The sequence below is a fragment of the Streptomyces sp. NPDC047117 genome, assembly GCF_040643545.1.
Classification (GTDB): domain Bacteria; phylum Actinomycetota; class Actinomycetes; order Streptomycetales; family Streptomycetaceae; genus Streptomyces.
In genome coordinates, this window is record NZ_JBEYUN010000010.1 from 20,496 (window position 1) to 40,119 (window position 19,624).

A 19,624-nucleotide genomic window follows, 5' to 3' on the forward strand; every position below is an offset into this window, starting at 1 on the left:
CGCCCACCCTGTACCGGCGGCTCCCGGGATCCGCGTGCGAGGGCAAGTCGTCGCCGCACGCGGGCAGGACCGAGTCCGCTGAGAACGGGGAAGGGTCGCTGAGTGATTGTGACGGCCAAAGGCCGGTCAAAGAAAATCCGCGGGGAAATTGCCCACGACGAATCGCTCACATCTCGGGACGACCACGGCGTTTCACGGACGGTGAGCGGGCGATTCGGCGTGGCGGACGGGCGGAAGGGGTCAGGTGGCGCTGCGCTCGCTCTCGCTGTGGAGTTCGCGTGCGACGGCGCGGTTGCGGGCGTCGTCCGGCCGCCCGGCGGCGCTGCCGGGGCGGCCCGCCCTGAGCAGCTCGCGCCACCGTTCGGGGCTCCAGTCGGCCGGCCGGGTCGTGGCGAGGAAGTGCTCCACCGTGGCCAGGAAGCGTGCCGGATCGGCGGTGAAGGGGAAGTGCCCGGCGCCGTCGAAGACCTCCAGCCGGCTGCCGGGCATCGCGGCGTGCGCGCGGTGGGCGTGCCGTACGGGGATCACGCCGTCCCGGGCGCCCCACAGGAGCAGCGTCGGCATGCCCTCGGCCAGGTAGCAGCGGTCCAGCATGGTGACGACCTGGCCCCGCCAGTCGACCACCGCCCGCAGGGTGTGCACGAAGGCGCTGCGGGACGCCGCGTCCGGCAGCGCGTCGACCAGCCGCATCAGGACCGCCGCGTCCTGGCCGAGGTCGGTGCCGAGGGCCCTGAGCAGCCCGAGGGCCAGCCGGGTCTGGCAGCGCATGCCCGGCAGGCCCAGCACCGAGAGCAGCGCGGCCGCCACCGGCATCGACACGACCCGCAGGACGGGGGTGACCTCCCGCCCCACTCCCCCGGCGCTGACCAGCACCAGACGCTCGGTGCGCTCCGGGAACTGGTACGCGAACTGCATCGCCACCCCGCCCCCGAGCGAGTGCCCGATGAGGCTCACCCGGTCGATGCCGAGGACGCCGAGCAGGTCGCGGATGCCGTTGGCGTAGGCGGCCACGGAGTAGTCGGCGCGGGGCTTGTCAGAGGCGCCGTGGCCGAGCAGGTCGGGGGCGATGACCGTGTGGTTCCGGGCGAGCGCCGGGATGATGCCGGCCCAGGTCGCCGAGGAGTCGCCGATGCCGTGGACGAGGACGACGGCGGGGCCGCGGCCCGCGCAGCGGTAGGCGCGGCGGTAGCCGTGCACCACGTGGTAGCGCAGCTCCACGTCGTCGGGCACGGCGGCGTGCAGCCGCCCCGCGCGGGGCGGACGCGGTCCGATGGGCACGGGCACCACCTTTCCGGACAGGCCGGCAGGGTCCGCGTACGAGCGTAGAAGCTGTCGCGCCCCCGCACCGTTACCGGAGCGTTTCCCGTCCGCTCCGCCGCCCGGCCCCCGGGGCCCGCCGCGGTGCGGGCCGGTACGCACGGCGTGCCTCCCGGCCGTGCTCCTGCGTGGCGGGAGGCGCCGGACGGCGTGTTCGCCCTGGACCGGCGGGCGCGGGCGCGCGTACGGCCGAAGTACGCCGCGCTGCCCGACGCTCCTGGCCGGGGATATGACGAATAGCTGTGCACGATCTGATGGTTCGCCTCACTCGTCCGGGCGAGATCGACTGACACCCCCACACGAATGGCGCAACGCTCATCGCACGACCGAGTCACCCACTGCTCGGCCCTGGATTCTCTCAACAAGGAGTTCCGCCATGAGCGTTCGCCGTTTCCTGACCGGTGCCATCGGCGCAGCGGCCCTCGTCCTCGGCATGTCCGTCGCGGCCGCCCCCGGCGCGGCCGCCGATCCCTGCGGCTTCTACGAGACCGGCAGCGACGCGTACTACAACCACTGCACGAACGACGGCTCGCACGTGGTCATCGAGGTGGAGGTCTGGGGTCCCAACTACGAGCGCTGCGTGGGCCCCGGCGTGACGTGGCTGGGCTCCTCCGGGAAGATCGACGGCGCGCACTACGTCGGCCGCACCTGCTGATCCGGTACGACGGCGGGGCCGGCCGGCGGAAGCCGACGGCCCCGGTATCGCGCCGGTACCGGAGTACGGCGGACGCAGCGTGCGGGTTCAGTCCGTGCGGCCGGTGGCGGCGACGGTGACGCCCAGCCCGATCATGGCGAGCCCGCCCACGCCGCCGACCGCCGCGAGCCGCCGCGGCGAGCGGGCGAACCAGCTCCGCGCCGCGGCGGCACCCAGCCCCCACACACTGTCGGAGGCCACCGCGATGGCGTTGAAGACCAGCCCGAGCAGCAGCATCTGCGCCACGACGTGCCCCTGCCCGCGGTCCACGAACTGCGGCAGCACGGCGGCGAAGAACACGATCGTCTTGGGGTTGGCCACCCCGACCGCGAACCCCTCGCCCAGCGTGCGCAGGCTGCCGTGCGCGGGCCCGTCACCGGCGAACGCGGCCGTCAGGGACCGCCGTTGCCGCACCGCCTTCACACCGAGGTACACCAGGTACGCGGCGCCCACGAGCTTCAGGGCGGTGAAGACGAGAAGCGAGCGCTCCACGATCGCCCCGATCCCGAAGGCCACGGCCACGACGAGGACGTACGCACCGAGCGTGTTCCCCACGACCGTGGTCAGCGCGGCACGGCGCCCCTGCGCCAGTGCCCGCCCGATCACGAACAGCACGCTGGGGCCGGGCACCACGATCAGCAGCAAGGACATGAGCGCGAAGGCAAGTAACCGGTCGGTGGACACCATGGCACTCATGCAAGCAGCCGGCTCACCAGACAGGTAGCGAATTTTGTCCGCCCGTCGCGCGCGGGCCGGACAGCCGCCGCTCCTCCGCGCCGATGCGGACATCGTTGATGCTCGCCTCCCGGCGGCGCATCAGCCCGTTCTCGGCGAACTCCCACAGTTCGTTGCCGTAGGAGCGCCACCACTGCCCGGCCGCGTCATGGCACTCGTACTGGAAGCGGACCGCGATCCGGTCGCCCTCGAAGGCCCACAGTTCCTTGCGCAGTACGTAGTCCAGCTCCCGGGCCCACTTCTCCCGCAGGAACGCCGTGACCTCGTCCCGCCCGGTGAGGTACCGGTCCCGGTTCCGCCAGACGGTGTCCTCGGTGTAGGCGAGCGCGACGCGTTCGGGATCGCGGGTGTTCCACGCGTCCTCAGCGGCCCGGACCTTCTGTCGCGCGGTCTGCTCGTCGAAGGGCGGGAAGGGGGGCCGAGCTGCTGACATGGCGGTCTCCTGTCGTCGTGCGTCTTTCGCGCACCGGTGCACACCGATGGAGAACGAGCGTTCTCCAGGTCTCTCGACTATCCTAGAGAACGCCCGTTCTCCGCGGCTGGGCGATGGCCGGGGAGGGGACACAGGAGACGCCGTGAATCATGACGAGGCCCGCACCCGGCTGCTCGACGCCGCCGACCGGCTGTTCTACGAGCGCGGCGTCCAGGCCGTGGGCATGGACGAGCTCCGCGCCGCCGCAGGGGTGTCGCTGAAGCGGCTGTACCAGTGCTTTCCCGCCAAGCGCGAGCTGGTGGAGGCGTATCTGCGGCGCCGCGACGAGCGCTGGCGCGCCGCCCTGGCCGAGTACGTCGCCGCGCACGGGGCCACGCCGGCGGAGAGGGTGCTGGCGGTGTTCGACTGGCTGGCGGAGTGGTTCGCCGGCCCCGGCTTCCGCGGCTGCGCCTTCGTCAACGCGTACGGCGAACTGGGCGCGGTCTCGGACGGCGTGGCCGGGGCCGCGCACGACCACAAGTACGCCGTACGGGGGTACACGACCGGGCTCGCGGCGGCCCTGGGAGCAGCCGAACCGGACGTACTGGGCGGGCAGTTGGCGCTGCTGATCGACGGTGCCATCACCACGGCCGCGATCAACGGCGACCCGTCGGCCGCCCGCCTCGCCCGCGACACGGCCGCGGCCCTCCTCGTGGCCGCGGTGCCTGCCGGTTCCTAGTCGCCGGTCCGCGTGGCCGGGAAGATCCGGTCCAGCTGGTGGTCGAGGACGGCGGTGGCGGACCGCGGAGTGCGGTGGCCGACGAGGACGCTCGTACCGAGCCCGGCGGACAGGGCGAGCAGGCCGGCCGCCTCCCTCCGCGCGTCCAGGTCCGCCGGCGTGTGCCCGGCGTCCCGCGCCTGCTGGAGCAGGCCGGTGAGGGTGTCCTCCGCCGCCTCGGGGTTCTTCAGGAACGGCTGGGCGGCGAGCGCCTCGTCGGTCACGGACAGCACGGCGTACGAGGTGTAGAGGAGGTGGAAGGTGCGGCTCTCCTCGTCGGTCGGCAGCGCCGCCTTCAGCAGCGCCTCGACCGTCGCGCGCGGCCCGGGATCGGCGCCGGCGGCCCGGACCCGGGCGGCGACCCGCGCGCCGAACCCCTCGACCAGGTGCTGCAGCCCGTGGAGCAGCAGCTTCTCCTTGGTCTCGAAGTAGTACTGCACCAGCCGCAGCGACACCCCCGCCTCCGCGGCCACGTCACGCATGCCCACCGCGTGCAGTCCGCGCCGCCCGGCGACCCGCACCAGGGCCTCGGCGATCTCGGCGCGCCGTACGTCGTGGTCCACGCGTTTGGGCATTGCCGCGCCTCCGCTCACCGATGTGTCCGCCTGCCGTCGTGCGGCGGGCCGCGCCGGAGCGGACCCGCCTTTTGATGATACGCCCGTACCACCATCATGGTACGGTCGTATCACAAAAACTGGACACTCCCCGGAGGTGGCCGACCATGCCCGAGACCACGACCCGCAGCCGGAAGGACGTCGGCCGCTACGTGAACGACGCCCTGCGCGACCGCTACTTCGCCGCCTGCGACGCGGTGTTCGCGCTGGGGGCGCGGGCGTGCGCGGAGACGGACGTGGAGACGGCCTTCGGCACCACGCACGTGTACCGGTACGAGCCCGAGGACCCCGCAGCGCAGGCCCGCACCCCGGTCGTCCTGGTGCACGGCGCGGGCAGCTGCTCCGCCATGTGGTACCCCAACACCCCCGCGCTCAGCGCCGATCGGCCCGTCTACGCGATCGACACCCCCGGCGACCCGGGCCGCAGCGTGCAGCGCGCGCCACTGCACCGGCCGGAGCGGGCCGCGCAGTGGCTGGACGAGACGCTGGCCGGGCTCGGGCTGGACCGGGTGCACCTCATCGGCGCCTCCTACGGCGGCTGGCTCGTCCTGAACCAGGCGCACCGCGAGTCCCGCCGACTGGCCTCGGTCACCCTGCTCGATCCGGGCGGCCTGGAGAAGGTGGGTCTGCGCTTCTTCGTCTGGATCTTCGCCGGCCTCTTCGCGACGTTCGCGCCCAAGGCGCTCCGTCCGCGGCTGGCCGCCCGGCTGGAGCAGCCGGTCCTCGTCGTGCCCGAGCTGCGCGCGATGATCAGGGCCGGCGTCCGCGCCCACCGCATACGCCGCCCGGCCCCGCTGCCGCTCACCGACGACGAACTCCGCACCGTCCGCACCCCGCTGCTCCTCCTGATGGGCAGGCGGAGCCTCCTCGTGCATCCGCGGCGGCAGGTCGAGCGCGTCCCGCGGCTGGTGCCGGGCGCCCGTGCCGAGATCGTCGCGGACACCGGCCACGGGCCGTGGATCGATCACGCGGAGCAGATGAATGCCCGGATGCTCGCCTTCATGGACACGGTCGACTCGCGGCCGGCGACCGGGTAACCGGCCCATGCCCGGGGGTACTTCTTCGAGAGCGCTCTCACCAACTTATTGACAGGCTCGCGCCAACAGCGCTTCACTTCCCGAAGACACGACAGGTCCGGACCAAATCGGACCGCACCCACCCGCACCGGTCGGCGTCCCTCGCGCCCCTCGTACGGCCGAGCCCTCGTCCGGCCGCGCGGTCCCCCTCCCCGCCCCCACACCCCGAGGGAGTCAGATGTCCCTACGCGTGCCCATACCGAGACACCGGCGCTTTCTCCGCGGCACGGCACTGGCCGCCGCCGCGCTCACCGCCGCGCTGAGCTGGGCGCCCGGCTCCGCCGTCGCGGCGGCCCCGCCCGCCGAACGCACCGCGTCGACCCAGGCGGTGACCTTCGAGGACAACTTCGACGGCCCGGCCGGATCGGCCGTGGACGGCGGCAAGTGGCAGCTGGAGACCGGCGACAACGTCAACAACCACGAGCGCCAGTACTACACCGCCGGCAACTCCAACGCCGCCCTGAACGGCCAGGGTCAGCTGGTCATCACCGCACGCAAGGAGAACCCCAACAACTACCAATGCTGGTACGGCCGTTGTGAATACACCTCGGCCCGGCTCAACACCTCCGGGAAGTTCACCGCGCAGTACGGCCACGTCGAGGCGCGGATGAAGGTGCCGCGCGGCCAGGGCATGTGGCCGGCGTTCTGGATGCTCGGCAACGACATCGGCCAGGTCGGCTGGCCCAACAGCGGCGAGATCGACATCATGGAGAACGTCGGCTTCGAGCCCGGTACGGTGCACGGCACCATCCACGGCCCCGGCTACTCCGGCAGCGGCGGCATCGGCGCCGGGTACAGCCTCCCGAACGGGCAGGCCTTCGCCGACGCCTTCCACACCTTCGCCATCGACTGGGCGCCTGACTCCCTCACCTGGTCCGTGGACGGCAACGTCTACCAGCGCCGCACCCCCGCCGACCTCGGCGGCAAGCAGTGGGCGTTCAACAAGCCGTTCTTCCTCATCCTCAACCTCGCCGTCGGCGGCTACTGGCCGGGCGACCCCGACGGGTCGACCTCCTTCCCCCAGCAGCTCGTCGTCGACCACGTCAAGGTCACCACCTCCGACAGCGCCGGCACCACCGGCACGTTCCGGGGGCTGTCCGGCAAGTGCCTGGACGTGGCCGGCGCCAACACCGCCAACGGCACGACCGTGCAGCTCGCCAACTGCAACGGCAACACCGCGCAGCGCTGGACGACGGGCTCCGACAGCACCGTACGGGCGCTCGGCAAGTGCCTCGACGCCGCGAGCGCCGGTACGGCGGACGGCACCCGCGTACAGCTGTGGGACTGCAACGGCACGGGCGCACAGCGGTGGTCGTACAACGCGTCCACCAACGACCTGGTCAACCTCCCCGCGAACAAGTGCCTGGACGTCGTCGGCAACAACCCGGCGGACGGCACGCCGACCCAGATCTGGACGTGCACGGGCGCCGCGAACCAGAAGTGGTCACTGGTGACGTGAGAGAGCGGTCACCGGCGGCGTACGGAAACGGGAGTCCACACCGCCGGTGACAGGTGGCAGCGACGCGCTGCCGCGTACCACTGTCTTCAACAGTCGTACGCGGCAGCGCGTTCGGCATGTCACCACTCCAGCGGGCTCAGCGCCGCCGCCCCACCCTCACCGGACAGCCGCTCGGCCACCGCGGGCGGCAGTGGCGTGGACCCCAGAAGGCCCGTGACGAGGGAGACGGTGAGCCGGTGCCAGTCGCCGGCTCTGCGCAGCATGGGGTGGTCGCCGCCCCGCATCGTCACGGTGCACGGGTGAGCGCCCGCCTCGGCGGCCCGGACGGCGAAGCGCCAGGAGTCGCGCGGATCGGTCGTCCGGTCCCGGTCGCCGTGCACGAGGACCAGGCGGCGGCCGTCCAGCTGCGCCACCGGTTCACCGGCGGGGCACCACGGGGCGAGGGCCACGACGGACCGTACGAGCGGATGCCCGGCGGCCCGCAGCGCCGCACGGCCGCCCATGGAGTGCCCGACCAGCACGATGGGCACCTCCCCCGCGTGCTCGACCAGCTCGTCCACCGCACGCCGGGCGTCCCGCGCCGCGTCCTCCCGGTCACCGTTCCACCCGCGGTGGCGGTACCGCACCTCCCCCACGAACACACTGTCCTCCGCCGTCGCCCGCGCGATCGCCCGGGTGAAGGGGCGCATGCGGGCGGCCGCCAGGTTCCCCCGCCGGGGCGCGTCGAGCCCCTCCTCCCGCCCGCCGTGGAGCACGAGCACCGCGGCCGCCGCCGTCCGGGCCGTGGCGGCCCGCGTCACCAGCGCGGAATCCACGCCGCGCACCCCCGTCTCCTGCACCGTTCCCGCCTCGCCTCGCTCGTCGACACCTGTCGGCCTGTCCTGCCCACGATGTCAGCACCTCAAGCAGAACGCCCCTCCCCCAAGGCGCTGCCCCCTGCCCTCTCACCCTTTTGTAACTACTAGTATGTACGACCCTGACCCGGGCTCCCGTCCCCCATCCCCTGAGGAGAGACCCCATGCCACTGGTCCGTATCGACGCGATGGGCACCGCCGGCGAACGCCTCGACGCGCTCGGCCGCGCCGTGCACGACGCCCTCGTGGAAACGCTCGGCTTCCCGCCCGACGACCGCTTCCAGATCCTGACCGGCCACGACGGCACGCACAGCACACTGCGCTACGACGACTACCTCGGCATCCACCGCGACGACGGCATCGTCTACGTCGCCCTCACCATGCGCGCGGGACGCCACTCCGAGCAGAAGAAGGCCCTCTACCGACGCATCGCCGAACTGGCCCACGAGTACGCCGGGACCGAGCCGCGCAACGTGTTCATCACGCTCACCGAGAACGCACCGATCGACTGGTCGCTCGGCAACGGCGAGGCACAGTACGCCACTGCTTGAGCGGACTCTCCCGGCATCAGGACGCGTCGGCGAGCCGGCCGCGGAGCATGGCCTCCATGACCGCCAGGTATCGGTCCGTCCGCCGGCGGCCGAGGACGAACGGGTTCGGGCCGTCGGGGGCGGTCCGGAACTGCTCGGCGCGCTGGAGGCCGTGGTCGTTGGGGTGGTTGGAGAGCTCCACGTCGGCGCCCGCCCGGCGCGTCCGGTGCCGGAAGGCGCGCAGGGACGCCAGGTAGGCGCGGAGCTCCGCGGGCGTGCCGGGCGGATTGGTGCCGCCCCACAGCATGGCCGTGTGCCGCGCGCGGCCGGCCCGTACGGGGAGGACGAGCGAGACGGTGCCCGGGGTGTGGCCGGGAGTGCGGTGCAGCCGGATCGTCGTGCCGCCGAGCGTGAGGCGCTGCCCGTCCGTGATCTCCAGGTCCCGGTCGGGGGCGTGGTCCGGGCGGGTGCGGGCGACGAGGTCCCAGTCGGCTGGCGTCATCAGCACGCGCACCCCGTAGCGGTCGGCCAGGTACTGCGCGCCGCCGATGTGGTCCCCGTGTCCGTGGGTGGCGATGACGTACTTGATCGTCTCAGGGCGGGCGCCCAGCTCGCGGAGCCCGCGGACGATGATGCTCTCGGCCTCCGCCGGGGAGGTGAGCGCGTCGATCAGTACGATCCCGTCGTCGGTCAGCACCGCCATGGCGGAGACCCAACCCGCGCTCAGGAAGGCGAGGTTGTCGAAGAGCCGGAGCGGGGCCGGCGCGGGCGGCCGGGGGAACTCGACGCCAGGGGTCAGGGCCGACGCGATGGCACGCAGGACCGGGTCGCGTCCGGCGAGCCTGCGGGCCCGGTCGTAGTGCTCCTGCGCGTCCTCCCCCGCGGCCCTGGCCGGCGCGGCGAGGGCAGGCGTTCCGACACCGGCGCCGGCGGCGAGGCCGAGGGCGGCCCACTGTCCGAAGCGACGCCGCGAGAGCTGCCGGCCGGCCGATCCGTCATGGCGGTACGAGGACGTCATGGGCATCTCCCGGGCCGTGACCGGCAGGTGAATGGCGACCAGCCCGGCCACTGCGCCGAGCCTCACTCACGATACGGGAGCCCCGCGGGGGACGGGTGTGTTCCGCCTCCCCGACGGTCACGGCCGTGGGTTCGTGCGGTGCCAGCGGGGGCGGGCGGCGGGGCCGCTGCGGCCGGCCACGGACGCGCAGCGGGGGCAGACCCGCTGGACGCGGTCGGCGGCGCCGCCGGACTCGGGGAGGATGTCGGGCCATCCGACGTGCGGGAAGCGTGCCAGCTGCGAGCGGTTGAGGGAGAGGCCGCACACGGTCTGGTTCAGGCCCTGTTCCCAGGCGTGCACCTCGCCCGCGGGAAGCCGGCGGCGGCCGTCCTCCTCATCCGTCCACTGCCCCGATGCCGCCACCGCGTACCGCTTCGCCGCTGCCATGTGCTGCCGCTCCTCCTCCCGCCGCTGGGGGTGCGGCCCCGCCTGTCCCCGGGCGGGGCCGCACCCCGAAGCGTCGTCCGTCCGCTCACGGGTGCCCGTCAGCGGGTGACGACATGCCGCTCGTCGGGGACGCAGTGCGTCATGGTGAGGCCGGAGACGTCACGCGGCGGGTTGTCGCCGAGGTTCGACAGCCGCTTGCGGTCCTCGTCCGTCAGGTCCTGGCCGGCCAGCGGCTTCAGGTGGGTGACGTCCTGCGGGCCGATGCCGAGGCCCTTGCCGACCCGCAGGCCCAGGTCGTTCTCGACCAGCAGGAAGTGCCACACCATCCGCTCCTGGACCGCGCGGTCGGCCTGGGAGATCAGCGTGATGAAGTTGTTCACCAGCTCGTCGCGCTCCCAGTCCTCCATGAGGAGGTATCGCTGCCCGGCCTGCTGGTAGTCGTTGGTGCGCGGAATCCGCTTGCGGGTGAGCCGGCCCCGGATCTCCGGCCCCTGCTCGTCGTGGGTGGGGTACTGGCCCTCGTGCAGCCCGCCGGTGATCGACGGCTCGTAGTTGACCTCCGGGTTGCCCCCGTGCTGGTCCTGCTCGTACGCCATGAGGCCGTCGCGCTGGTTGGTGTGCACGGTGGCGTTCTTGGCGCGGTTGACCGGCAGCTGGAGGTAGTTCGGGCCGACGCGGTACCGCTGGGTGTCGCTGTAGGAGAAGGTGCGTCCGACGAGCATCTTGTCGTCGGAGAAGTCCAGTCCGTCGACGAGGACGCCGGTGCCGAAGGAGATCTGCTCGTTCTCGGCGAAGTAGTTGTCCGGCATGCGGTTCAGCACCATCCGGCCGACGGGCTGCGGCGGGAAGTCCTGCTCCGGCCAGGTCTTGGTGTCGTCCAGCGGGTCGAAGTCCAGCTCGGAGTGGTCGTGGTCGTCCATCATCTGGACGAGCAGCTCCCACTCGGGGTGGTCACCGCGGCCGATCGCCTCGTACAGGTCCTTGGTCGCGTGACCGAGCTCCCCGGCCTGTACGTTGGCCGCGTCCTCCTCGGTCATGCTGCGTACGCCCTGCTTGGGCATCCAGTGGTACTTGACCAGGACCGTCTTCCCCTCGCCGTTGACCCACTTGTAGGTGTTGACGCCGAAGCCCTGCTGGTGGCGGTAGTCGGCGGGGATGCCGCGGGGGCTGAAGAGGTTGACGAGCATGTGCATCGACTCCGGGGTCTGCGACATGAAGTCGAAGATCCGGGCCGGCTTCTGCTCGTGCGTGACCGGGTCGGGCTTGAGCGCGTGGATGACGTCGGGGAACTTGATGGCGTCCCGGATGAAGAACACGCCCAGGTTGTTGCCGACCAGGTCCCAGTTGCCGTCCTCGGTGTAGAACTTCACCGCGAAACCGCGCGGGTCGCGGGCGGCCTCGGAGGAGTCGCGGCCGCCGATGACGGTGGAGAAGCGCACGGCCACGTCGGTGCGCTTGCCGGCCTCCTGGAACAGCTTGGCCCGGCTGTACCGGCCGATCGGCTCCTCGCCCCACTTCCCGTAGCTCTCGAAGTAGCCGTAGGCCGTCACACCGCGGGCGTGCACGACGCGCTCCGGGATGCGCTCGCGGTCGAAGTGGCTGATCTTCTCCAGGAACTGGTAGTTCTCCAGAGTGGCGGGCCCGCGCGCGCCGACCGTCCGCTGGTTCTGGTTGTCGTAGACCGGGTGGCCCTGACGGTTGGTCAGCACGGGGCGGTCGTCGCCGGGGGCCGGCCCCTGGCTTGCTGCGTCTGTCACTGCTCTCGGTTTCCTTCAGCACTCGAAGGCGCTCGGTCCGCGCCGTATGGGTAGGGCTCGGGTGGAACAGGGGTACCCATTCGGACGGAATCAGTGCAGAAGTTCACCATTTTGGCCCGCACCCGGTCGGCGCAACGGCGCTATCGGTCACGGCGGGGCACTGCCCCATGCCGCGCGCTCGGAGGAATCACCCTCCGGCAAGGCCGGGACCGGGGCCGCCCGCCTCCCCCGAGCGGACGGACCTGGTCCGGCACGGGCCCAGTCTGCGGGACCTGGCGGGGGATGTGGAAGTGGTTTCTAGAAAACAATTCCAGAAAACCCGGTGTCCTATGCTGCCCGCAGCGGGACCATGAGGACACCGCCCCGTACGACACCGAGGACGGTCGCCCGATGAGCCCCAAGCAGCAGCGTGGCGAGGCCACCGTCGAGCAGGTCCTGGACGCCGCTCTCGGGGTGTACGCGGCCTCGGGCGAACCGGGCCTCACCGTCAGCGCGGTCACCAGAGCCAGCGGGGTCAGCCCGGGCAGCCTTTACCACCACTTCGGGAGCATCGACGGCCTGGTCACGGCGCTCACGCTGCGCTGGCTGGGGCGGCTGCTCGACCGGCTGTCCGGGGCGCTGGAGCGGACCCGCACCGCCCGCTCGGGCATCCGGGCCGTCGTCCGCGCCTACCTGGATTTTCTCCGGGAGCATCCGGACGCGGCGCGGCTCGTGCACTCCGCGAGCGCCGACCGTTACGGCATGGCGCACGCCCCGCAGGTCCGCGCCGCCCAGGAGGCCCGGTTGTCGCCGGTCGCCGGCTGGATCCAGAGCCGTACCGACGCCGGCGAACTCGCCCCGCTGCCCGCCCCGCTGCTGGAGTCCCTCCTGCTCGGGCCCGTGGTCGGGGTCGCCCGCCGCTGGCTCTCCGTCGGGGACGTCGACCTGGACGAGGCCGTCCGCATCCTCCCCGACCGCATCTGGCAGTCCGTGCGCCCGTGAGTGCCGCCGCCCCGGCCGGGCGGTTCAGGGGGCGGGCTGCACGAGGCCGGTGAGTACGCGGTGCATCGTGCGCGCGAACAGCTCCTGCGGGTCCGCCGCGGGGTCCGTTGCCGGTCCCGCCGGTTCCGTCGCGGTGCCATCGGCCAGGGCGGCCGCGAGGTGCGGGTGGTCGCCGCGGGCCGCCGCTTCGTTCAGGTACGCGGCCTGCGCCGTCCGGCGGTCGGTGTCCGTGCGGGCGCCCTGGAGTTCCGCCCGGGCGAACTGGGCGGTCAGGGCGTTCATCAGGGCGACGGCCTCCACCTTGGCCCGGCCCGGCAGCCGGACGGGCGCCAGCGCCCGGAGCGCGTACTCCAGGTAGTCCAGGCCCCGGGGGCCCAGCCGGAGCGGTTCCGGCGGGATGTCGGACAGCCAGGGGTGCCGCAGGTGGACGGCCTTGGTCCGGACCGCCAGGGCGACCAGGTCCGCGACAGGGTCGCCGGAGAGTGGTTCCGCCAGGTCGATCTCGCCGGCCGCCGCGTCCGCCATGAGGTCGAGCAGGTCGGCGCGGCCCGAGAGGTAGCGGTAGAGCGATGCCTGGCCGACGCCCAGCTCCTTGGCCACCTGACGCATCGTCACCGCTGTCAGGCCGCCGCGGTCGGCCAGCGCGACGGCGACCGCGGTCAGCTCCGCGCGGCTGTGCGCGGCCGCCGGACCGCGGGTGCCGCGCTCGGGCCGCGCCCAGACCGTCACAGGTTCCCCGGACACTCGCCCACCCGCCTTCTCCCGACCGTCCCCGGACATCGGTGCATGCCTTTTCGGTTCATCTCTCTTCAGTGCATCCCTTACCCTAAAACTAAGAACACCGTTCGCAGTTATAGGGAGGGGCTCATGTCCTCATCACCGACGCACCTGTGGAGCCCGGTACGGCGGGCCGAGAACGGCACGGTGCGACTGGCCTACGACCGGCTGGCCGAAGGCGCCGACGGCGAACCGCTGCTGCTGGTCATCGGCCTGGGCGCCAACCGGCGATGGGTGCCGGACGGACTGTGCCGGACGCTGGCCGCGCAGGGCTTCGCGGTGGCCCGTTACGACCAGCGCGACGGCGGGGAGTCGACCCACCTGCCGCCCACCGCCACCCGCAATCCGATCTCGGCACTGCTCCGCCGGCGCGGAACGGCCTACACCGCCGAGGACATGGCGGACGACGCGGTCGCCGTCCTGGACGCCCTGGGCTGGCAGTCGGCACACCTGCTGGGCGTCTCGCTCGGCGGCGCCGTCGCACAGCGCGTGGCGCTGCGGCACCCGGACCGGGTGCGGACGCTGACCACCATGGCCTCCGTTCCCGGCGACGTCTCGGGGCTGCGGGCCCTGCGGTACGTACGGCTGGGGACGCTGGCGAAGTTCGCCCGCCTGAGGTTTCCCGACACACGGGAGGGCGCCGTGGCGGCCGGCGTCGCCGTCTCCCGGCTGCTCGCCTCGCCGCGCCGCCCCTTCGACGAGCGGGCCGCCCGGAAGGCGGCCGAGGGCAACGCCGACAGTGGCGTGCACGACCCGGAGGCGCAGAGCCGGCAGATCGGCGCGCAGTGGCACGGCCCGCCGATCAGCGCCCTCGACCGGCCCACGCTCGTCCTGCACGGCGCGGACGACCCGCTGATCAAACCCGCCGCGGGCAGGGCGATCGCGGCCCGGGTCCGCGGCGCGCGGCTGGTACTCCTGCCGGAGGTCGGCCATGAACTTCCGGCGCCCGCGTGGGACAGCGTCGCCACGGAGATCCGCGCCTTGGCCGACACCGCGCGGCCGACACGGAAGCGGCGGCCACAGGAGCAGAGGCCACGGAACCCGCTTCCGGACCGTTGACCGGCATACCGCCTCCGGCCTACTTTCATGACAGCAGGAGCGTTAGTAGACACTTAGTTCAGTAACGTTGCGGGAGCTGTCATGGTCATCCGTCCCTCCGAGCCCTCGCTCGCCGTTCCCGCCGATCCGCTCGGGCCGCCCGGCGGCACCCCCCGCCGGGCCTGGCTCGTCACCGCGCTGATCGTCGCCTTCATGGTGGTCAACCACGCGGACAAGGCCGTCCTGGGCCTGGCCGCGGTGCCGCTCATGGACGAGCTGGACATCGGCAGGAGCACGTACGGGCTCATCGCCGGCTCCTTCTACCTGCTGTTCAGCGTGTCCGGACTGGCGGTGGGGTTCCTCTCGGCCCGCGTCGGCACGCGCGGGATCCTGTTCACGCTGACGATGCTGTGGGCGGTGGCGCAGCTCCCGGCGCTGATCGCGGCGGCGGTGCCCGCACTGATCGCCGGCCGGGTGCTGCTGGGCGCCGCCGAGGGGCCGGCGGCCGCGATGTCCATGCACGCCCTGTACAAGTGGTTCCCGGGCGACCGGCGGGGGCTGCCCTCCGCCCTGCACATCAGCGGGGCCGCACTGGGCACACTGCTCGCGGCCCCCTTTCTGACCTGGCTCATCAGCGACTTCGGCTGGCGTTCGGCGTTCGCCGCGCTGGCGGTCATCAGCTTCGCGTGGGGGCTCGTCTGGCTGCGGGCCGGGCGTGAGGGGCCGTTCGGCGACGACGGGAAGCGTGCGGCGGCGAAGACCGCGCCGGGGCGGACGCCGCGGCCCGACGGCGCCGCGCTGCCGTACGGGAAGGTGCTGCTCAACGGCACCGTACTGGGCGGCATCTGCAGCGCGTTCGCGGCGCAGTGGGCCCTGGCCCTCGCCAGCGCCTGGCTGCCCGCCTACCTGAGAACACAGACGGGCATGGGGGCGACGCAGGTGGGCCTGATGGTCAGCGGCGTCTCGACCCTGAGCTTCGTCCTGCTGCTGACGGTCTCGCCGTTCACCGACGCGCTCAAGACGCGCGGCGCCTCCAGCCGCGTGGCGAGCGGTCTCCCGCAGGGGCTGGCCGTGCTGGTGTCGGGCGGCGCCATGGCGGCCTTCCCCTTCGCCGGCCCCGGCCTCGCGCAACTCCTCCTGCTCGCCCTGGCTTTCGGCTGCCACGCGGTCGCGCTGCCGCTGCACTACGTCACCACCGCCGAGGTGGTGCCCGCCCGGCAGCGGGGCGCCGCCTTCGGCATCGTCGCCGCGACCGGTACCCTGCCCGGACTGTTCGTCCCGTACCTGACGGGCCGTCTCATCGACGGCGCCGCTTCGGAGGCCGCCGGCTACACCCACGCGTTCCTGCTGACCGCCGCGGCGATGGCCGTATGCGGCGCATTCGCCCTCGCAGTCATCCGCCCGGACCGCGACGCCGCCCGGCTGGGAATCCCGGCCGGCTCCCCCGGTCACCTCTGACGATCCCGCCCGTCCGGCACCCCCGTCGGCCCGGGCGGCGGCGCGCGACGTCAGGCCGGCGGGGCGAACCCCGTGGCCCAGTAGCGGCCTCGCAGTGCGAGGTCGAGCAGCATGCGGACGACCTCCTCGGCCGGCATCGGCACCGTCTCGTGCTCGACCCACCACTGCAGTACGGCGATCTGTTCGCCGACCCACGCCCGGGCCAGCAGTCCGGGGTCGATGCGGGGCTGGACGTCGTTGCGTTCCGAACGGGTGCGGAACTCCTCGGCCGTGACGCGCGCGCAGGCCTCCGTGAACATGCGCAGCGGCTTGCCGTCCCCCTCGCCGCGCAGCACGATCCGGTACAGGTCCCGCTCGTCGCGGGCGTGCCGGAGCATTTCGAGCACCGGCTTTCCCGTGAACCCGACGGCGCTCTCGGCGACCGCGGGACGCAGCCGTGCCTCCAGCTCGGCGAGCAGGTCGGACGTCACCCGCGCGAACAGTTCGTCCTTGTCGCGGCAGTGGCTGTAGAAGGTCGCGCGGGCCACGTCGGCGCGCCGGGTGATGTCCTCGACGCTGAGTGCGGCGAAGCCGCGTTCCAGTACGAGTGCCACCAGGGCGTCGCGCAGCGCCTTGCGGGTCTTCCTGACCCTTCTGTCCTCGGCCATCGCCTCTCCGCATCACCGTGCCGACACCTGTTTCGGCGCGCTCACGGCCGTGCCGGAGCGCGGTCCCCAGTCTAGAGACCCTTGACATTGAATTTGTTACTGAACACTCTGTCTGGAAACAGTCAGCGTGAAGCCTGGAGTTGCCCGATGAACCTCGGCGTCTACCTCACCCGCAGCGCCCGTCACTGGCCCGATGCCGACGCGCTGGTCTGCCGGTCCCGCACCTGGACGTACCGGCTTCTGGAGGAGCGGACCGGCCGGCTGGCCTCCGCGCTGCTGGCACGGGGGCTGCGCCCCGGCGACGCGGTCGCCTCGCTCGCGTGGAACCGGGGCGAGCTGGTGGAGATCGAGTTCGCCCTCTACAAGGCCGGGCTGATGCGCGTACCGGTCAACGCCCGCCTCGGCCGCCGGGAGATCGAGCACATCCTGCGGGACGCCCCGGTCCGGGTGCTCGTCTTCGACACCGCCCACCGGGAGGACGCGCTCGCGGCGCTCGCCGCGGCCGGCACCGGCTGTCTGCCCGTGGAGCTGCGGGACGACGAGATCGGAGAGGCGCCCACGGCCACGACGACGGATCCCGCCGCACCGGACCCCACCACACCGGAAGATGCCGCACCGGACGCCGCCGGAGTACTCCCCTACGAGCAACTGCTCGCCGAGGGAAGCAGCGAGGCCGTCCGCGTGGACACCGCGGAGGACGACCCGTGCGTCCTCAACTTCACCTCCGGATCGACCGGTGCGCTGAAGGCGGCCGTGCAGACCTTCGGTAACCGGCTGGCCAACATGCGCAAGCAGCTGATGAGCGACGACTCCCGTCCCCGGCCCGGCTCCCGCTACCTGGCCTGCGGGCCGATCACCCACGCCACCGGCATGGTCCTGCTCGCCCAGGTCTTCGGCGGCGCCACCACCCACGTGCTGCCGGCCTGGAGTCCGGAGGCGTTCCTCGACACCGTGGAGCGGGAGCGCATCACCGCCACGTTCCTCGTACCGGCCATGCTCAACGGCGTACTGGCATCCCCGGGCGTGGCCGACCGCGACCTCTCCAGCCTCGACAGCGTCCGCATCGGCGGCGCCCCGGTCTCCCCCGCGCGGCTCCGCGCGGCGGTGGAACTCTTCGGCCCCGTGGTCGCGCAGGGGTACGGCCTGGGCGAGACCACCAGCGTCGTCGCCGGGATACCGAGCGCGGACCTCGCGCGGGCCGTCACGGAGGATCCCGAGCTGCTCCAGTCCTGCGGCCGCGCCGCCTACGACTCCGAGATACGGGTGGTGGACGAGGCGGGCCGGGACCTGCCGCCGCGCGAGATCGGCGAGATCATCGTGCGCGGCCCGGACTGCGTCTCCGCGTACTGGCGCGCACCCGAGCTGTCCGCCGGGACCTTCCGCGACGGGTGGGTGCACACCGGAGACCTGGCCTGGATGCGGGAGGACGGCTATCTCTTCCTCGTCGACCGCATGAAGGACATGATCATCTCCGGCGGCTTCAACATCTACTGCACCGAGGTGGAGACCGCCCTCTACGAGCACCCCGCCGTGCAGGAGGTGTGCGTGGTCGGCGTGCCCGACGAGCGCTGGGGCGAAGCCGTGCACGCCGTCGTCGTCACCCGTGCCGGCCGCACCGTGACGGCCGCGGAGCTGACCGAGTTCTGCGCCCGGCACCTGGACCGGTTCAAGAAGCCCCGCTCGGTGGCCTTCGTGCCCGAACTGCCCCACAACCGCAACGGCAAGCTCGACCGCAAGGCCGTCCGCGAGCCGTACTGGGCGGGCGCCGCCCGCCGCGTGAACTGAGAGACGCCCGCCGTGAGACCAGGAGACACCCCGTCCATGAACCCCGACACGACCCTCGCACCGTCCTTCTCCCTGCGGCCCGAGTACGAGGAGCCGCGCCTCGCCGCCCTCGTCGGCCGGCTCCGCGACTACCTCGACGGCGAACTCGCCGCGTACGAAGCCGACCGCGGCCTCACCCGTGAGTCCCGGCTCACCCGCGCCGACCTCGAACCCGTCTGGCGGCGCAGCCGTGAGCTGGGTCTCTACGGCATCCACCTGCCCGAGCGGTACGGCGGGCAGAGCCTCTCCCACACCGAACTGGCCGCGCTGAAGGAGGAGGTGGCGGCGAGCGGACGCGTCCTCGGTCACTCCGTCCTGGGCGACATGGGCGGACCGCTGCGCGCCGGTGACATCATGCGCCACGCGACGGAGGAGCAGCTCGACAGCCATCTGCTGCCGGTGGTGCGGGGCGAGCGGGCCTGCTGCTTCTCGCTGACGGAGACCGACGCCGGGTCCGACGTGCGTGCGATGCGCACCACCGCCGTACGCGACGGCGACGGCTACCGGCTGAGCGGCCACAAGGTGTTCAGCTCCGCCGGGCCGTTCGCCGACTTCGCCATCGTGGTGGCCCGCATGGCGGAGACCGAGGGCGCCTTCTCCGCCTTCCTGGTCGACCTCGACAGTCCCGGCTGCGAGGTGCGGGAGGGGGCGACGCCGATGTCCGGCGAGCACATCGAGAGCGACATCGTCCTCCACGACTGCCGGGTGCCGGCCGGCAACCTGCTGGGCAAGGAGGGCGAGGGCCTGCGCATCGCCCTGGGCCGGGTGACGGTCAACCGGCTGCTGCACTGCCCGACCGCGCTCGGTGCCACCCGGCGCGCGCTCCGCCTCACCCTCGACCGTGCCCGCGACCGCACCGTGGCCGGCGGCCGCCCGCTGGGCTCCTTGCAGGCGATCCAGCACCAGCTGGCCGACATGGCGACCGAGTTCTACGCGGCGCGCGCCATGACGTACGCCGCCCTCGCCTCGCTGGACCGCGGCGCCGATGTCCGCACCGAGGCCTTCATGTGCAAGCTGTTCGTCGCCGAGTCCGCCTTCCGCGTCCTGGACCGTGCCGTGCAGATCCACGGCAAGGAAGGGCTCACGCAGGGCAACGAGATCGAGTTCCTGTTCCGGAAGATGCGGATGTTCCGCGTACTGACGGGTACGTCGGAGATCCAGCGCAACGGCATCGCGAAGAGCCTCGCCGCCCTGGCGTGACCCCACCGCACCGATCCGGCATCCGTCCG

General features: G+C 72.6%; 20 protein-coding genes. 10 read left to right on the forward strand and 10 right to left on the reverse strand.

The annotated features are described in order from the left end of the window. Positions 1-240 precede the first annotated feature (240 nt). A complete protein-coding gene (locus tag ABZ840_RS20400; RefSeq protein ID WP_361561465.1) occupies positions 241-1,278 on the reverse strand; it encodes an alpha/beta fold hydrolase in 1,038 nt (345 codons plus the stop codon). Positions 1,279-1,693: 415 nt separating this feature from the next. Between ABZ840_RS20400 and ABZ840_RS20405 the strand changes: the two genes are divergently transcribed. Further along, positions 1,694-1,972, forward strand: a complete 279-nt coding sequence (locus tag ABZ840_RS20405; protein WP_361561466.1) for a DUF6355 family natural product biosynthesis protein — start codon at positions 1,694-1,696, stop codon at positions 1,970-1,972. Positions 1,973-2,059: 87 nt separating this feature from the next. Here the strand turns inward: ABZ840_RS20405 and ABZ840_RS20410 are convergent, their stop codons facing one another. Next, positions 2,060-2,698: a LysE family translocator gene (locus ABZ840_RS20410; protein ID WP_361561716.1), complete on the reverse strand. Its 639-nt coding sequence runs from the start codon at positions 2,696-2,698 to the stop codon at positions 2,060-2,062. A 22-nt stretch (positions 2,699-2,720) separates the two neighbouring features. Further along, a complete protein-coding gene (locus tag ABZ840_RS20415; RefSeq protein WP_361561467.1) occupies positions 2,721-3,179 on the reverse strand; it encodes a nuclear transport factor 2 family protein in 459 nt (152 codons plus the stop codon). Between the two features lie 142 nt (positions 3,180-3,321). Between ABZ840_RS20415 and ABZ840_RS20420 the strand changes: the two genes are divergently transcribed. After that, positions 3,322-3,897 (forward strand): TetR/AcrR family transcriptional regulator, encoded by a 576-nt coding sequence (locus tag ABZ840_RS20420; protein WP_361561468.1) that lies wholly within the window; start codon positions 3,322-3,324, stop codon positions 3,895-3,897. Here ABZ840_RS20420 and ABZ840_RS20425 read toward each other — a convergent pair. Continuing rightward, on the reverse strand, positions 3,894-4,511 hold the full coding sequence (locus tag ABZ840_RS20425) for a TetR/AcrR family transcriptional regulator (protein WP_361561469.1): 618 nt from the start codon (positions 4,509-4,511) through the stop codon (positions 3,894-3,896). The two genes, ABZ840_RS20420 and ABZ840_RS20425, sit on opposite strands and share 4 nt — an antisense overlap. A 146-nt stretch (positions 4,512-4,657) precedes the next feature. Here ABZ840_RS20425 and ABZ840_RS20430 point away from each other — a divergent pair, with 146 nt between their 5' ends. Beyond that, complete coding sequence (locus tag ABZ840_RS20430) at positions 4,658-5,587, forward strand: alpha/beta fold hydrolase (RefSeq protein WP_361561470.1); 930 nt, start codon at positions 4,658-4,660, stop codon at positions 5,585-5,587. Between the two features lie 217 nt (positions 5,588-5,804). Next, the gene (locus ABZ840_RS20435) at positions 5,805-7,085 is read left to right on the forward strand and encodes a family 16 glycosylhydrolase (RefSeq protein WP_361561471.1); all 1,281 of its coding nucleotides are present in this window, start codon (positions 5,805-5,807) and stop codon (positions 7,083-7,085) included. Between the two features lie 119 nt (positions 7,086-7,204). Here the strand turns inward: ABZ840_RS20435 and ABZ840_RS20440 are convergent, their stop codons facing one another. Continuing rightward, positions 7,205-7,900, reverse strand: coding sequence for an alpha/beta fold hydrolase (locus tag ABZ840_RS20440; RefSeq protein WP_361561717.1), 696 nt, complete (start codon positions 7,898-7,900; stop codon positions 7,205-7,207). A gap of 203 nt (positions 7,901-8,103) precedes the next feature. Here ABZ840_RS20440 and ABZ840_RS20445 point away from each other — a divergent pair, with 203 nt between their 5' ends. Then, positions 8,104-8,490 (forward strand): tautomerase family protein, encoded by a 387-nt coding sequence (locus ABZ840_RS20445; RefSeq protein WP_361561472.1) that lies wholly within the window; start codon positions 8,104-8,106, stop codon positions 8,488-8,490. 16 nt (positions 8,491-8,506) lie between these two features. Here ABZ840_RS20445 and ABZ840_RS20450 read toward each other — a convergent pair whose 3' ends face one another. The 3 genes from ABZ840_RS20450 to ABZ840_RS20460 form a co-directional block, all read right to left on the reverse strand. Next, complete coding sequence (locus ABZ840_RS20450; RefSeq protein ID WP_361561473.1) at positions 8,507-9,553, reverse strand: MBL fold metallo-hydrolase; 1,047 nt, start codon at positions 9,551-9,553, stop codon at positions 8,507-8,509. Between the two features lie 51 nt (positions 9,554-9,604). Then, on the reverse strand, positions 9,605-9,913 hold the full coding sequence (locus ABZ840_RS20455) for a hypothetical protein (protein ID WP_361561474.1): 309 nt from the start codon (positions 9,911-9,913) through the stop codon (positions 9,605-9,607). Positions 9,914-10,011: 98 nt separating this feature from the next. Continuing rightward, positions 10,012-11,670: a catalase gene (locus tag ABZ840_RS20460; RefSeq protein WP_361561475.1), complete on the reverse strand. Its 1,659-nt coding sequence runs from the start codon at positions 11,668-11,670 to the stop codon at positions 10,012-10,014. Between the two features lie 390 nt (positions 11,671-12,060). On the opposite strand from ABZ840_RS20460, the gene ABZ840_RS20465 reads away from it, so the two are divergent. Then, positions 12,061-12,651, forward strand: a complete 591-nt coding sequence (locus ABZ840_RS20465) for a TetR/AcrR family transcriptional regulator (RefSeq protein ID WP_361561476.1) — start codon at positions 12,061-12,063, stop codon at positions 12,649-12,651. 24 nt (positions 12,652-12,675) lie between these two features. Here ABZ840_RS20465 and ABZ840_RS20470 read toward each other — a convergent pair whose 3' ends face one another. After that, positions 12,676-13,395: a TetR/AcrR family transcriptional regulator gene (locus tag ABZ840_RS20470; protein WP_361561477.1), complete on the reverse strand. Its 720-nt coding sequence runs from the start codon at positions 13,393-13,395 to the stop codon at positions 12,676-12,678. Positions 13,396-13,518: 123 nt separating this feature from the next. Here ABZ840_RS20470 and ABZ840_RS20475 point away from each other — a divergent pair, with 123 nt between their 5' ends. After that, the gene (locus ABZ840_RS20475; RefSeq protein WP_361561478.1) at positions 13,519-14,487 is read left to right on the forward strand and encodes an alpha/beta hydrolase; all 969 of its coding nucleotides are present in this window, start codon (positions 13,519-13,521) and stop codon (positions 14,485-14,487) included. A gap of 81 nt (positions 14,488-14,568) precedes the next feature. Next, a complete protein-coding gene (locus ABZ840_RS20480) occupies positions 14,569-15,924 on the forward strand; it encodes an MFS transporter (RefSeq protein WP_361561479.1) in 1,356 nt (451 codons plus the stop codon). Between the two features lie 50 nt (positions 15,925-15,974). Here the strand turns inward: ABZ840_RS20480 and ABZ840_RS20485 are convergent, their stop codons facing one another. Continuing rightward, positions 15,975-16,571 (reverse strand): TetR/AcrR family transcriptional regulator, encoded by a 597-nt coding sequence (locus ABZ840_RS20485; protein WP_361561480.1) that lies wholly within the window; start codon positions 16,569-16,571, stop codon positions 15,975-15,977. A gap of 147 nt (positions 16,572-16,718) precedes the next feature. On the opposite strand from ABZ840_RS20485, the gene ABZ840_RS20490 reads away from it, so the two are divergent. Beyond that, on the forward strand, positions 16,719-18,356 hold the full coding sequence (locus tag ABZ840_RS20490) for an AMP-binding protein (RefSeq protein WP_361561481.1): 1,638 nt from the start codon (positions 16,719-16,721) through the stop codon (positions 18,354-18,356). Positions 18,357-18,392: 36 nt separating this feature from the next. Then, positions 18,393-19,595 (forward strand): acyl-CoA dehydrogenase family protein, encoded by a 1,203-nt coding sequence (locus tag ABZ840_RS20495; RefSeq protein WP_361561482.1) that lies wholly within the window; start codon positions 18,393-18,395, stop codon positions 19,593-19,595. The last annotated feature ends 29 nt before the right edge of the window (positions 19,596-19,624 follow it).